This window comes from Chitinophaga ginsengisoli, from assembly GCF_003014595.1.
GTDB classification, from domain to species: domain Bacteria; phylum Bacteroidota; class Bacteroidia; order Chitinophagales; family Chitinophagaceae; genus Chitinophaga; species Chitinophaga ginsengisoli.
The window spans coordinates 188,591-203,544 of record NZ_PYGK01000006.1 but is presented as its reverse complement, the minus strand read 5'-3'; the positions used below and the strand labels follow the sequence as shown (position 1 = coordinate 203,544).

13 protein-coding genes are annotated in these 14,954 nt (G+C 45.7%); 4 read left to right on the top strand and 9 right to left on the bottom strand.

The features are described from left to right. Positions 1-16: 16 nt before the first annotated feature. The 4 genes from CLV42_RS16575 to CLV42_RS16560 are packed head-to-tail and all read right to left on the bottom strand — an operon-like array spanning position 17 to position 4,054. Complete coding sequence (locus CLV42_RS16575) at positions 17-748, bottom strand: ZIP family metal transporter (protein WP_106603038.1); 732 nt, start codon at positions 746-748, stop codon at positions 17-19. After that, positions 745-1,323, bottom strand: a complete 579-nt coding sequence (locus tag CLV42_RS16570; RefSeq protein ID WP_106603037.1) for a phosphatase PAP2 family protein — start codon at positions 1,321-1,323, stop codon at positions 745-747. Before CLV42_RS16570 ends, CLV42_RS16575 begins: the two co-directional genes overlap by 4 nt. Positions 1,324-1,325: 2 nt before the next feature. After that, positions 1,326-2,069 carry a class I SAM-dependent methyltransferase gene (locus CLV42_RS16565; RefSeq protein ID WP_245901671.1) on the bottom strand — a complete coding sequence of 248 codons (744 nt, stop codon included), beginning with the start codon at positions 2,067-2,069 and terminating at the stop codon, positions 1,326-1,328. 47 nt (positions 2,070-2,116) lie between these two features. After that, entirely contained in the window at positions 2,117-4,054 is a 1,938-nt protein-coding gene (locus CLV42_RS16560; protein WP_211303469.1) for an LTA synthase family protein, read from the bottom strand. 299 nt (positions 4,055-4,353) lie between these two features. On the opposite strand from CLV42_RS16560, the gene glmM reads away from it, so the two are divergent. After that, positions 4,354-5,736, top strand: a complete 1,383-nt coding sequence (gene glmM / locus CLV42_RS16555) for a phosphoglucosamine mutase (RefSeq protein ID WP_106603251.1) — start codon at positions 4,354-4,356, stop codon at positions 5,734-5,736. A gap of 137 nt (positions 5,737-5,873) precedes the next feature. Then, positions 5,874-7,001 (top strand): cysteine desulfurase family protein, encoded by a 1,128-nt coding sequence (locus tag CLV42_RS16550; RefSeq protein WP_106603034.1) that lies wholly within the window; start codon positions 5,874-5,876, stop codon positions 6,999-7,001. Positions 7,002-7,096: 95 nt separating this feature from the next. Here CLV42_RS16550 and CLV42_RS16545 read toward each other — a convergent pair whose 3' ends face one another. The 4 genes from CLV42_RS16545 to CLV42_RS16530 all read right to left on the bottom strand — a co-directional run bounded on the left by CLV42_RS16545 (position 7,097) and on the right by CLV42_RS16530 (position 10,615). Continuing rightward, positions 7,097-7,807 (bottom strand): LytR/AlgR family response regulator transcription factor, encoded by a 711-nt coding sequence (locus CLV42_RS16545; protein WP_106603033.1) that lies wholly within the window; start codon positions 7,805-7,807, stop codon positions 7,097-7,099. Then, positions 7,782-9,038 (bottom strand): sensor histidine kinase, encoded by a 1,257-nt coding sequence (locus CLV42_RS16540; protein ID WP_106603032.1) that lies wholly within the window; start codon positions 9,036-9,038, stop codon positions 7,782-7,784. The genes CLV42_RS16545 and CLV42_RS16540 overlap by 26 nt, the downstream gene beginning before the upstream one ends. Before the next feature lie 178 nt (positions 9,039-9,216). Next, a complete protein-coding gene (locus CLV42_RS16535; protein WP_170117540.1) occupies positions 9,217-9,603 on the bottom strand; it encodes a DUF4907 domain-containing protein in 387 nt (128 codons plus the stop codon). Continuing rightward, positions 9,596-10,615: a Kelch repeat-containing protein gene (locus tag CLV42_RS16530; RefSeq protein WP_106603030.1), complete on the bottom strand. Its 1,020-nt coding sequence runs from the start codon at positions 10,613-10,615 to the stop codon at positions 9,596-9,598. The genes CLV42_RS16535 and CLV42_RS16530 overlap by 8 nt, the downstream gene beginning before the upstream one ends. 251 nt (positions 10,616-10,866) lie before the next feature. Here CLV42_RS16530 and CLV42_RS16525 point away from each other — a divergent pair, with 251 nt between their 5' ends. Both CLV42_RS16525 and CLV42_RS16520 read left to right on the top strand, forming a co-directional pair. Further along, positions 10,867-12,201: a DUF4270 family protein gene (locus tag CLV42_RS16525; protein WP_106603029.1), complete on the top strand. Its 1,335-nt coding sequence runs from the start codon at positions 10,867-10,869 to the stop codon at positions 12,199-12,201. A gap of 20 nt (positions 12,202-12,221) precedes the next feature. Beyond that, complete coding sequence (locus CLV42_RS16520; RefSeq protein WP_106603028.1) at positions 12,222-13,454, top strand: PorV/PorQ family protein; 1,233 nt, start codon at positions 12,222-12,224, stop codon at positions 13,452-13,454. Positions 13,455-13,539: 85 nt separating this feature from the next. On the opposite strand, the gene CLV42_RS16515 is transcribed toward CLV42_RS16520, so the two are convergent. Further along, on the bottom strand, positions 13,540-14,901 hold the full coding sequence (locus CLV42_RS16515; RefSeq protein ID WP_106603027.1) for a GH1 family beta-glucosidase: 1,362 nt from the start codon (positions 14,899-14,901) through the stop codon (positions 13,540-13,542). Positions 14,902-14,954: the final 53 nt, after the last annotated feature.

Here is a 14,954-nt window from a genome sequence, read left to right as displayed (position 1 = left end):
GGCTAAAAATAAAGAATTATTCAAATATTAAGGTAAGAAATGCTAAAAGCAACCCTGCCGCTATGGCAATTACTTTACGATAGCTCAATTCATGGTGTTTGGTGCCGCTTTCGTAGAAAATAGTGGTAGAAATATGCAAGAATGCTCCTATCACCAGTGCCACGATGTAAGCAGTAATGTTAGATATATAGGTTGAATGCTGCCCCAGCACCGATGCCAATACCGCTGCAACTGGCGTAACCAGTGAAAAAATGATCAGAATACGCCACAACCGCCCACCCCGTTGATGGGCATGCATCATGACGGTGATCAGGGTAAAGGCCTCCGGCAATTTATGCGCAGCCACCCCTATTACCAGGGAAGCAAGGGCCGCCGGGTCCTTAAACTGAAAACCCAGCGGAATACCTTCCATAAAAGCGTGGATAGACAAACCCAGCAACAAAGGAAAGATCTGTACATGATGGTGGCCGTCTGTCGGAATATGGGTATGTCCATGTTCCGCTCCATGCGACAACGCCTGCAGAGCTACCTGCAGGAAAAAACCCAGTACGATATAGATACCGGCCTGATGCCCCAGTTCATGATACACTTCAGGCAACAGGTGCATGATAGTGATGCCAAACAAACAGGCGCCGGTAAATGCCAGCATGTAAATCGGGAAGTTGGGCGTCACCCTTCTTACCACCATGGGAATTAAACCGCCGCCTAAGGTCGCCAGTAAAATAATTAAAAGAAAGATCCAGTTCATGTTGTTAATTCAGGTTCCAGTCTGATACGCCGCTGAAAGAATCCGGCACTCAGGGTACCTATGATGATACCCAGTACACCGCCTCCAATCACATCCAGCGGGTAATGAACGCCCACATAGACCTGTGCATAACAGATCAGCAGCGCCCAGACAAAAAACAGAGAGGCATATAACTTTGAAATATGCCTGAAAGTGAGGAAACAAAAAGTGCCCAGTGCAAAATGATTGGCTGCATGGGAAGAGGTAAAACTACCGCTGCCCGGGCAATATACTACCAATACCCTCACAAAGTGCTGCATCAGCGGGTCCCGGCATGGTCTTAACCGCCCCACAGCCTCTTTGATATATAAGCTGGCCTGGTCAGCCAGACCAAAAGTAAGCAGGAAAAAGACGATCCACCAGAAACCTTTCCAACCGTAATTGATCGTTACGAACAACAGCAGGAAAAGGTACAGTGGCGCCCAGATATATGGCTCCCTTAACCAGGGCACAATAGCATCCAGCACCGAATTCTGCCACACGTTATTAATATAGAAAAAGAGTTTGTAGTCCAGTCTAAGCAGTCTTTCCAGCATGGCTAGTGTTTTGTAGCAACGATGATCAGTCTTGGCGAATGCTGTTCATCGTAGCTATTGAAATGATAGTCTCCAAATATATCAGTTATTTGTAAACCCTGGTGGGCGAACATTTCCTCAAAATCATGAAGGGTAAAGGCGCTTACATTCTCGGTAAATGTTGTCCGGTATAAGCGGGAACGGTCCAGGATGTTGATCTGCTTCTGGAACTTACCATCATTTACCTCCCGGACAATATCGAACACCACATCCCCTGTTTCTTTCACCTCAAAAGGTACCAGGTTGTTCTTCACATAGGGGCTGTTCAGGTAGTCCAATACCAGGCATCCTCCCGGTTTCAGGGCATTCCGCATCGTGCGCAGGGCATTCTCGTTCTCCCTTTCGGTATCAAAATAACCAAAGCTGGTAAAAAAGTTAAACACAAAATCAAAATAGTTCACTCTGAAGGGTAGGCGCATGTCGTGCTGGTAAAAGCTGAGATGGTCATTTTCCAGCTTTTTGGCAATGTTGATGCTGCGGATGGAAAGGTCAATACCTGTGACCGTATATCCTTTTGCTGCCAGGTAACTCGAATGACGGCCGGTGCCACAGGCTACATCCAGCATGGTAGAATTAGCAGACGGATGCAGATAGTTCAACAATTTGTCTATAAAAGTTGCCGCTTCTGCATTATCCCTGTTATTGTACAACAGGTGATAGTAAGGAGAATTGAACCAATCTTTAAACCATTGTTTTTGTATTTCCACTGCTAATTCATTAAAAACTTCCATGATCAGATGAACGCCTCAAAGCTCTATTTTTTATTATTAAATATCAAATATCGGGTGCTTTCGTAAAATGCCCGCGTTAAATTATCGAGCGCTTTCGCCGTATCCGGATATTGCGCCTTTACATTTTTCAGCGGATCTCCCAGCATGTCGTACAGATAAGCGTCCTGGGTCTTCGTATTGATCTCGTACATATAGCGCTCCCCTATCATCGATATATAGCCCTGGAGGTTCTTAGCATAGCTGGCGAAAGCATACCTGCTCGTCTGTGTGGAATCCAGCATATCCTGTCCCAGTGTATAGTTTTTGAACGGCAGGCCTACCAGTTTCGCCATGGTGGGGTAAACATCCACCAGGCTGACCGCATAGTTAATCACCTGTGGCTTTATCAGGGCCGGAGCATAAATAAAGCAGGTGGAATGCACTGATCCACTGACGAGTTCATACTCCGGGGTAGGCATAAAATGATAAGGATTCAGGGTACAGTTATGGTCCCCGAACATGATAAAGATCGTATTATCCAGGTACCCTCCTTTTTTTGCCAGATCAATCAGGTGCCCCACGTTATAATCCTCATAACGGATAGCATTCAACTGGTCAATAGAAACAAATCCTGATTTCTTAAACTGCTCTTTGTCAATATCCTTAGTGGTCAATTTCTTAAAATCGCCGCCTCCGTTTGTGGTGGTATAGGGAGGATGATTGTCTGCCAGCTGCAGGAAGGCCACAAAAGGTTGTTGCTTTTTACCTGCCTCCCTGAATATTTCGTCGGCTTCTGTGATCAGGTCGTAATCAGATACGCCCCACACATCTGCTTTGGGCGCTTTATAATAGCCTTCTTCATAGATCTTAATGCCTTCTACATTGTTCGTAAACACCGCCCTGATATTGGCCCAGTTGGTATTTCCTCCCAGCAGGTAATATTTCTCGTATCCCTTGAACTGGTCCAGTACTACACGCTGGTCAATCATCTTCGGGTGACGGGAAGCTGTTTTGGTCAGACTGACATCGGGCAGCCCTGTAGTTACGCCATACACCGTTCTGGCGGTGCTGACAGCAGGTACGTAGAAATTGCGGAAAAGGATACCGCTATCAGCCAGCTTTTTCATGTTGGGCGTAGGCTGCATCGGGTTATTGTACATACTGGTGATAGCTGCTCCGGTCGATTCCAGCATAACCAGCACCACATTCATTTTCTTCCTGTCTGCCCCGGGAACATCACGCACAAAGTTCAATTTCTCCGCATCTGGTTGTTGTACGCCCAGGTACCGCGTCATTACCGGATAAAGCTCCCTTGTCTTTTTTATATCGTAGGTATCCGTTTTACCAGACATGTTGGCGACATAGTACAATACGGGATTCAGCGCCAGGCTGGTCACCCCATTATCCCTGGTAAACATTGCCTGGCTCCAGCGCAGTGGGAAGTAGGCGATGTTGGCATAAATACCGCCCGCAAAGAGGATCACCATAGAGAACAACCAGCCGCTGTATTTCCAGTTGCTGAGCCTTATTGGTGGTTCTTTCGCCAGTCGCTGATAGGAACGGATGAACTGGTAAGAGATCAGGAACAGGAACAGGCCGACCCCGACCATTGCACGTACCACCGGGTAGCTCTGCCATAACATCCTGGCATTATCTGCCCTTTCTCCTTCCGCCAGGAAACGGGTAATAGTGGGATCCATGCGTAAGCCCAGGTAAGCATAGTGCCCCAGGTCGAATATATACATGAATGTCAGCACCAGGTATACGAGGAAGAGATACACAAAAACCGGCTTTCTGATGGCCGGTTTTGTAAAGAAGTTGTTTCTGAAAATAAAGGCAAGCAGTAATAACGGAACGGTCAGGATCAAGGCAAGACGCATATCGAATCTTAAGCCAAGTGTCCATGCCTTCAGGATGGCCCCACTGTCTGTAACGGTGGTCTTAAAGAAAAACAAAAAGAAAACCAGACGAAAAACGACCATGAAGAGATATAGGAATAAGGCCTGGATAATCACGTATCGAATATACCTGGGTATACTCTTCCATAAATATTTCATGTAAACGTAGCTGTTGATTAATTGACATGCAAAAGTATGCTAAACTGTGGCATTAATGAAAAACGGGACAAAGTTTCCTCACCCCTATATAAATCGCCCACATTAAAACTATAACGCATCTGTTTAAATTAATATTTAATTAGAAAGGAGCCCTATGCATTTAATTCATTTGTCTATTGCTGTTTGTAATTTTATATTTGCCCTTCCTTTAAAAATTGAAATTCGTGGCACTGATCAAATCGATTTCTGGCATTCGCGGAACCATCGGGGGCAAACCAGGAGAAGGGCTATCTCCTCTCGATGTTGTAAAGTTCACAGCTGCATTCGGCACATGGCTCATCAAACAATCCGACAATAGAAAAGTAGTAATAGGGCGGGACGGACGCATTTCGGGAGAAATGGTGAAACAGCTCGTTGTTGCTACCCTGAACGGATTGGGCCTGGATGTTGTTGATCTGGACCTTTCTACCACTCCTACAGTTGAAGTGGCTGTAAAGGCAGAGCAGGCAGCAGGTGGTATCATTCTTACGGCCAGCCACAATCCCAGGGAATGGAACGCCCTGAAACTGCTGAACAGTGAAGGTGAATTCATCTCCGGAGAAGACGGAGCCATCGTACTCGATCTTGCTGCACGCGAAGACTTCTCTTTTGCAGATGTCAGTAAACTTGGCACCTACCAGAAAGATGACAGCTACCTGCAGAAGCACATTGACATGGTAGTGAACTATCCACTGGTTGATGTTCCTGCTATCAGGGCCCGCAACTTTAAAGTAGTGGTAGACGCTGTCAACTCTACAGGCGCTATCTTCATTCCTGCCCTGCTGAAAGCATTGGGAGTGGAAGAAGTAACAGTACTGTTCGATGAAGTAAATGGTCGTTTCAGCCATAATCCGGAGCCTTTACCGGAAAACCTTACTGCGTTAAGCAATGAAGTGAACAAGTCCAGCGCTGACCTGGGAATTGCTGTAGATCCTGATGTGGATCGCCTCTGTTTCGTATGTGAAGACGGCAGCATGTTCGGTGAAGAATATACCCTGGTGGCAGTAGCTGACTATATATTGAAAACCCGCAAGGGGAACACCGTTTCCAACCTTTCTTCCACACAGGCGCTGAAAGATGTAACCCTGAAGAACGGTGGAGAATACCATCCTTCTGCAGTAGGAGAAGTGAATGTGGTGCGCAAAATGAAGGAAGTGAATGCGGTGATAGGAGGTGAAGGTAATGGCGGTATTATTGTACCAGACCTCCACTATGGCCGTGATGCGCTGATCGGCATCGGTCTTTTCCTCAGCCATGTGGCCCAAAGCAAAAAGAACCTCAAGGCCCTGCGTAACAGCTACCCTGACTACTTTATTTCCAAAAACAAGATAGAGCTTGATAAGGGTGTCGATGTAGCTACCATCTTTGATAAGATCAAAGGTAAATACAGGAACCAGCCTATTAACATCGAAGACGGTCTGAAAATTGAGTTTGACAGGGACTGGGTACACTTACGTACTTCCAATACGGAGCCTATTATCCGTATTTACGCGGAAAGCCAGAATGAAACAACGGCAGATAATATCGCCAAACGTATCATGCAGGACATCCGCGAGTTTATGCACTAATTTTCAACAACTTAGAATATATTAGCCGGCGGACGCATGTAGTTGTATCCGCCGCTTTTTTTTGGGACTGCTGTATTTTCTAAAAAAATCAGACATTTGTCTCCGCCAACGGCATTTTTTTATCAAAAACCACCACCTTGAAACGAATTTATTTTGATAATGCAGCCACCACGGCGCTGGATAAAGACGTGCTGGATGTGATGCTGCCTTACCTGACAGAAAAGTTTGGAAATCCTTCTTCCATCTATTCATATGGCCGTGAAACAAGACTGGCCATTGAAAACGCGCGTAAATCCGTAGCAAAGATCCTGAACGCACATCCGGGGGAGATCTTTTTCACCTCTGGTGGTACTGAAAGTACCAATACTGCGGTAAACGCGGCCATCCACAACCTGGGTTGCAGACATATCATTTCTTCTGAAATTGAGCACCATGCTACCCTTCATTCCGTGGAGCATGCCCATTCAAAAGACAAGATCAGGCTGAGTAATGTAAGGCTGCAGCCCGATGGACATGTGGATATGGCGCACCTGCGTGAACTGCTGGCCAATTCTACTGAACGTTGCCTGGTAAGCCTGATGCATGCTAACAACGAAATCGGCAACCTGCTGGACCTTCATGCGGTGGGCAATCTTTGCAAGGAGTTTGACGCCATCTTCCATTCAGACACCGTGCAGACAGTAGGACATTATGCTTTTGACCTGCGCAACACACCGGTACACTTCATCAATGGTTCCGGTCACAAGTTCCATGGCCCTAAAGGTGTGGGTATTCTTTACATCAATGAAAATGTGAAGATCACGCCGTTCATTCATGGTGGTGCACAGGAACGTAATATGCGCGCTGGTACGGAGAATGTATATGGCATTGTTGGTTTCGCCAAAGCGCTGGAACTGGCAACTGAACACATGGAAGAACATAGCAAGTATATTAATGACCTGCGCATCTATATGATGGACCAGCTGAAACAGCATATACCCGGTGTAAGTTATAACGGCGACCTCTATGGCCGCAGCCTGTACACTGTACTGAACGTGTCCTTCCCTAAAACAGAGAAGAGTGAAATGCTGCTCTTCAACCTGGACATTAACGGTATCTGTGCATCCGGTGGCAGTGCCTGTACATCCGGCGCTGATGCAGGTTCTCATGTTATCCGCGCCATCAATAGTGATCCCAACAGGATCGCCGTACGCTTCTCTTTCGCTAAAGACAATACGAAAGCGGAAATAGACGAAGTGATCACAAGGCTGAAAGAGATCGTCTAAACAATCATACTCCAACTAGTGAATAAAAAGAAAACGGTAAATGGCAGATAGCCATTTACCGTTTCTTTTTTATGCTTATTGATATTGCAGACTGATTAACTGTTCCGGTTGATCACATCATAGAACTTTTCCCTATAGCCATCACTGATAGGGATAGACTGGTTGGCGATCATCACAGTATTTTTCTCTACAGAGTTGATCTTATTCAGCGACACAACATAAGAGCGGTGTACCCTGATGAATTTATCTGCAGGTAAACGTGTTTCAAATGATTTGAGACTGCGCAGTGTAAGTACTGGCTGAAAAGGTGTATAAATCTTCGTATAATCTTTCAGTGCTTCGATGAATAAAATATCTTCCAGGTTGATCTTAATGATCTTATATTCTGTCTTAATAAAGATGTAGTCGTTGACGTGCCCGTTATTACTGTCCCCGTTCTTCTGCTGGGACATACTTCTCAGCTCCAGCGCTTTGGTAGCTGATCTGAGAAAACGCTCAAAGGGTACAGGTTTCAGGAGGTAGTCTACCACTTCCAGATCGAATCCTTCCAGTGCATACTCTCCATATGCAGTAGTAAAGATCACCATAGGCGGATACTTCAGGGATTTCATCAACTGAATACCGGTGATATCCGGCATTTTAATATCGAGGAACAGCAGGTCTACCCGCTCTTCCTGTAAAAAACGCAGCGCCTCTGTTGCATTCTCAAATGTGCCAACCAGCTGCAGGAAAGGAACCTTCCTTGCGAAGTCAGTAATTATTTCCAATGCCAGTGGTTCGTCATCCACCGCTATGCACCTGATCATTTTTCAACACGATTTTTAAATCAACAATAAATTGGTTTTCTGATTCTGTGATTTCCAGATCATGGTCTCCGGTATACAACAGTTCCAACCGTTTACGCACATTCTGCAGGCCTATTCCCCCTTTTTCGGCCACGCGCTTTCTGAAGCGACTGTTTTCTACTACCAGCCTCACCTGGTTCCTTTCGATTGCGAGTGCGATGGCAATAAAAGATGGTTCGGCATAACTGATCCCATGTTTAAAGGCATTCTCGACAAATGGCACCAGCAACATGGGTTCTATTTTCAATCCTACCGGGTTTCCCTGCACAGCATAGTCCACCACTATATCGTCCGGCAATCTTAAACGTTGAATATCAATATAATCCTCGAGGTATTGCAGCTCCTGTTTGAGCTGCACCTTATCCTCGTTGGAGTCATAGATCATGTACCGCATGATGGTAGACAGCTTGACGATGGCGTGCTCTGTCTGTACGGAATGTTTATGCGCCAGGGAATAGATGGTGTTTAGACAGTTGAAAAGGAAGTGAGGATTAATCTGAGACTTTAAAAATTTTAATTCTGCGTTCAGATTCTCCACTTTCAATGCTTCCCTTTGCTGTTCACTCTTAAACCATTCCTGTGCAATCTTGATAAAGCCGCTCATAAAAAGCATGAGCAAAGCTGCAAAAACCGACTTCCGCAATATTTCCGGAAAAAGGATATAGTCGAGGAAAGACAGCTCACTCCGGACATTGATAAACTCTCTTTTCCTGATCGAGTCGTTCAGGGTGGCGCCAGCATATACCGGCGTTATCCGTTCCCGGTATGTTGCCTTTGCATGCAAACGGCCTTCCAGCAAATGGTAGCGCATATAGGCAGGAGGTGGCGGAGCAAAGCCGGCATCCCGATCCCTGTCTGGCGCTATTACCGTTTCCTGAGACGCGAATGTTTTCCAGAAAACATACTCGGTAACTGCCTGTTGCATAATGATGAACACCAGCGTCAACACCACAAAAGAGAGATAGTAGACTATTTTCTTTAATGTGAAAAAGCGGGGGATCAGTACATAAAAATTGAGATAAAACAATCCTATGAGGAAGAGGTTATCAACTATTTCCCGGGCAAAGAACCAGGGGTGCTGAATCTTGATCCGGTAGATAAAAAAAGGAAAAAACAGGAAACAGGTCCAAACTACAATATGCAGTCCTATGTTGAATAGCCGGTTCCTATAGAGTTGTTTTAAATTTATCATGTAGCCCAAAAGCGCGATAAACTTACACTCAATTCCCGTAAAGAGGCTGTTAAAATTTGTTAAGCGTAGTAAAAGGAATGTTAAAATTTCCGGGGAACAAAAAGTCTCTATGGCCAAATACAGTACTATGGCCAATATTAATATAAGTTACAATATATCTACCGGGGAGCTTTTAGTGCTACTCTACACCGGCTATTTTCATATCAAGCAATTCCTGCCTGGTCAGGTCCGGCAGTCCACCGGGATTTTTCCTAAGCTTGGCAGCGAGGTTTTCACCCACTTTCCTGGCATCAGCCTCTGTTTTAAAAGGCGTTCTACCCATGATCACGGGGATGAAAGGTTGTTCAATGTAATTATGAGACCCTTTATTGATTTTGAAGCCCCATCCTCCCCCTTCGGGTTGAAACGTAACTACCGCAATGCTGTCTTGCATTGCGGTAGCTGGCGCTTCTTCAGTATGTTCAGTACTTTCTTTTTGTTTTGACGGCTGCTGACAGGCTGTAAAGAACAACGTTGCTGCCAGTACCGGCGTACAAACAATAAGAATCGACTTGTAATTAGTCATTAGTGTCATTTTCCTGATCCGGGAAGAATTCGAACAGATCATCCAGGTAAGTGCTGGAGGAATAGCCGGTGCTTATAAAACCTCTGCCTTTCACAGTAAAACCTACAGCTGAAGTACGGCTTGCACCATCAAAAGCGGTCTTTTCTGCCCAACGGTCATTGATTGGATCATATTCCCAGGTAGTAGCACTGGAACCAGTGGTAACATATCCTTTGTTATTGATCACAAATGCCACACCACCATAACGGGCGATAGAAGAATAATCATCATCGAAAGATGCATCTGTAGCATTTTCGATTTTGGATTTCTCATTCCACTGGTCGTGATCAGCATCATACACATACATACGGGTAGGGCTTGTACCTGCACCGGCGCCGGTTACTACGTATGCGCTGTCCTTGATCACGAAAGCAACAGCTTGTCTTCTTTTGTCTTTCAAAGAGTTAGCTGATGACCAGGTGTTAGAAGAAGGATTATATTTATAGAAATCGCTCATGTTGTTACCGCCATCATAGCCGGTACCTACATAACCCATATCCTTTACAGTGAAACCTACCGCATAGTAACGGCCAGCACCTGGAAAGTTAGCTCTGTTTTCCCAGCTGTTGGTAGCAGGATCATATGCCCAGGTATCTGTCAGTGTTTTGAGATCGGAATTGCTGCCGGTTGTTACATATCCTTTACCGCCGGCAGTAAAAGCTGCAGCACCGGTACGGGAGAGGTCCTTTGTCGGATCGTTCTTATCCGCCATAGATGCTACCAGGGTCCAGTTATCCTTTACAGGATCATATTTATAAAAAGAACTTAACCAGGTACCACCATCAACACCGCTGGTGCCAGTTCCTACATACGCTGTATCACCAATCACAAAGCTCACTGCTTCCCTTCTGGCGTCTCCCTGGTAATCTGCCCTTCTTACCCAGTTACCCAGCTTAGTCGTGTCGCTGCTTGATGAACAGGAGGCCAATGTAAGTACTGCCAATCCCAGAAAACATACTTTTAAATAGCGCATAAGTTATTTTTACTTTTTTAATAGCTGCCAAAATTATCCGCACTTATTTAAGCGCAATCACGAAATAGATGTTTGGGTACTTTTGACAGACAAATCAGGTCTTTTTATCTGCCAACTGGTTTTTTGCCATGTACAGCACCTTGCTACCCCAGCAGTAGCACAAAGAGTGCCGAAGGTTATTCGTCGATAAAAAGAGCCTGTTCGCATATTAAATCAGCGTGAAGTTGGGTTCCTGTCTAAAATTGCGCTCCATGAATAAAAGTATCCGCGCCAAAGTGGCCTGTAAATACCTGGTTTGTGCATTATTGATCACTGGCGCCGCCGCCTGTGATAAGGAAGGTTTTTTATATGATAATATCACAGATGAGAGTGGTACGGAATTTCTGGTAACAGATACCATTACCATGAACATGAGCACGGCGTACCTGGATTCTGTTCCTACTTCAAACCTGGGCGTAGCCCTTTGTGGCAATGCCGACGATCCGTTCTTCGGAAAAATTTCGACTACTTCTTACTGGCAGATCAAGGCATTTAGCGGTACCACTATTCCTCAAAGGGCCATCTATGACTCCCTGATATTGGTGGTGCATCCTAAAACACAATATTATGGCGATACCACGCTGACCCAGCACCTGGAAGTATACCGCGTGCAGGAAGAGATCAAAAGACTTGGATCCAGCACGTTCATGTATAGCCGTAGCTCATTCGCCACAGATCCTACCCCACTGGGTAGCAGACAAATGAGAATACGTCCTCACCGCGATACCATATTTAAAATAAGACTGGACGATGTACTGGGAAAAGAGTTCTTTACGCTCTGCGATAAAAAGTCACAAACCATTACCAATCAGACCCTTTTCTCCAGATACTTTAAGGGCCTCGCACTGAAACCAGGCGCTAACAGCCAGGTGATCAACGGCTTCAGGGCTGACGATTCCCTGAACCTGCGCCTTTTCTATCATACTACTCCGGGTGAGATCGTACAGGCGTACATCGACTTCCCTGTTTATAATTCAGCAGTACAGTTCAATCATGTTGACGTGCAACGCCCTTCAGGGTCTCCGCTGGCAACATTGAGCCCGACCAATAAATTATTGCCATCTTCCGCTGCAGACAACAGGTTGTTCGTACAACCACTGACGAACCTCGTCGGTCGTATCGACTTCCCTTACCTGCACACTTTCAATCAGCTGAGCAAGTTCTCAAAGATCATGCGGGCTACACTGACCGTAAGACCGGAAAAAGCTACCTACAAATATCCATACACTCTTCCTAAGAATCTGGTACTCGGCATTATCAAAAACGGTAATGTCATAGAAGATACCCTCGTATCTCCCAGCACCGGCGGTGTACAATATGGTAACCTCCTACTCGATCCTATCTATAATCAGACAACCGCCTATACTTACGATATTACCAATTATTGCATTGCACAATTAAACAGTACTGATAATTCACGAAGAGGGCTGGCATTGCTGCCTCCAAGATCAACCGGTCTCAGTAACTTTGACCGTGCTATCCTGGGCGACAACAAAAACACGAAAAACAGGATTACAGTTCAGATCTATTACCTGCGGTATAAATAATGCAATCAAGAATTGACTACATGAAGCGATTACAATATACGACCGGCTTATGTGGCCTGATACTTTTACTGGGCACAAAGGCCATGGCACAACACGGTATCAATTCACTCTATTCTGCCTACGCCATCGGCGACCAGGAGGAGCATGATTACACCCGCAACTTTGGTCTCGGCAGTACTGGTATCGGCCGCCGTTCAGATTATTATCTCAATGAACTGAACCCGGCTTCCTATTCAGCCATACCACGTCAGAATTTCATGTTTGACGTATCCTTCCGTGCACAATCTATCAACTATAAAGATGCTGGTAGCTTGAACAGACAGGCGGGCGACGTAAACATCAAACGACTGGCACTGGGGTTCAAGGTGAATAACAGATGGGGTATGAGCGCCGGTTTCGGACAGTTCAGCAACGTCGACTATAAACTGATCTCTACCACATTCATCGATACATCTCCCCAGACCACCACTACCGAAGGTACCGGTGGCATTTATAAGGCTTATATCTCCAATGGGGTAAGACTGACAAAAAACTTCTCTATCGGTGTATCTACCAACTTCCTGTTCGGTCCTAACAACGTAACAGAGAACATCGGTGGAGATACCGTATCTACCAAACTCCAGCGTTACGCATTTAATACCAACTTCAATACAGGTATCCTGTATTCCGGTATGATAGGCAAGAACTGGATGCTGGGCCTCGGTGCTACTTACCGTTTCAAAACAAAAATAAGCTACGAGAAAACGCTGATTGTACAGAACACAGCAGAAACTACGCTGTTCCATGACGATCTGCCTAAGGAAAAATATACATTGCCTGAGCAGTTTGGTGGTGGTATTTCACTCACCAATGGTAGCCTGACCTGGGTAGCCGATATGCGCAAACAGATGTGGACAGACAGCCGCATCGTAAGCCCAAAATACAAGCTTACCAACTCTGAACGCTACTCTACTGGCCTTGAATATTCGTTCAAACGCAAATACGGTAATCAGCAGGCGGAAGGTATCGTACTCCAGGCAGGTTTCTCTTATTACAAATCATACCTGATTGTCAATAATAACCAGATTAAAGATGTGGCAGGTACCGCAGGTATCTCCCTCCCGGCTAAATCCAATATGCTCCGTTATTATGTAGGCCTTGAAGTAGGTCAGCGTGGTACTACCAGCGGCGGACTTATCAAAGAGACTTACGTGAACGCCGTATTCCACTTCTCACTGAGAGATATCTGGTTCCTGCGCAGAACATACGATTGATCTGAGCTGACAGATGATGAAATAATTAAAGCCCATAGCATATGCTATGGGCTTTTTCTATGGTCTCTTTTCGTACACCGGCACTTTATTTTTCTCTATGCAATAACTCCCGGAACCAGTATCCTGACCGTTTTATCGTTCTGCGTTGCGTTTCAGGATCAACATGCACCAATCCGAAGCGGGCCTTGTACCCCTCTGCCCATTCAAAATTGTCAGTAAGCGTCCAGGCAAAATATCCTTCCACCGGTACGCCTTCCCTCCTCGCTTTCAATACGCCTGACAGGTACTCTTCAAAATAGCTGACACGGTCCTTGTCATCTATTTTTCCTTCACTCATCACATCCATAAAGGAAGCGCCGCTTTCTGTTACTATCAGCTTCTTAATGCTTTTGTAAGCGGCAAACTGCTTCAGAATAGCATATAATCCCTCACCGCTGATCTCCCAGCCCAGCGCTGTTGTCGGAACGCGACGCGCCTTGGGCTTGACCTCTGAAATACCGACTAAGGGCATAAAAGCATTTCGGCGTACCACCAGTGGGAAATAGTTCTGTACACCAATAAAATCAAAATCAAATGATAACTGGTCCCAGTCCCGCCAGAGGGCATACCGCCTTTCAATACGGCGCAGCAGAGGGAAATCATCCACCGGATATCCCATACCCAGTACCGGCTCCAGAAACAGGCGGTTAAACAAGGCGTCAGCCTTCTTTGCAGCCTGTATATCGGTCGCTTGTTGCGAATATGGGTAAATATAAGAGCAGGACAATGTAGTCCCTATATTGGCCTCTTTTACTGCTTCCCTGATCACCTTGGCTCCGGCAGACTGTGCCAGTAACACATGATGTACCGCAGGCAGAAAATACGATAAGCCGAATTTCCCCGGTGCATGTACACCGAGCATGTATCCCAGAGATGTAAAACCAAAGGGTTCATTCATGACCACCCAGTTCTTTACCTTGTCGCCATATGCCTGCATGCATATACGCACATATTCTTCAAATGCAAAGATTACTCCGCGGTGGCACCAGCCTCCTTTCAATTCCAGGGCATGTGGCAGGTCCCAATGATAAAGTGTGATGTAAGGTATCATGCCTGCCTCCAGGCAGGCGTCTATTACACGATGATAAAAAGCGATGCCTGCGGGATTAACAGCGCCTGTGCCCTGCGGCAGTATCCGTGGCCAGGAAATGGAAAAGCGGAATACATCAAATCCCAGTTGTTTCGCCAGGCGGATATCTTCGGCGTAACGGTTGTAGAAGTCATTCGCTATCTGCGCATGGGTTCCATCCTTGATCTTACCCTTTTTGGCCGTGAACTCATCCCAGATAGACCTGCCCTTACCATCAGCATCATGGGCCCCTTCATTCTGAAAAGCCGAGATAGCCACTCCCCATAAGAAGTGCTCTCCAAAATCCTGGCGGCTGAAAGGCGCGGTAAATAGTTCCATAGTTAAAACAAGGATGCAGTTTACAATAGTTTATTTGTATAGCTGATTATTTA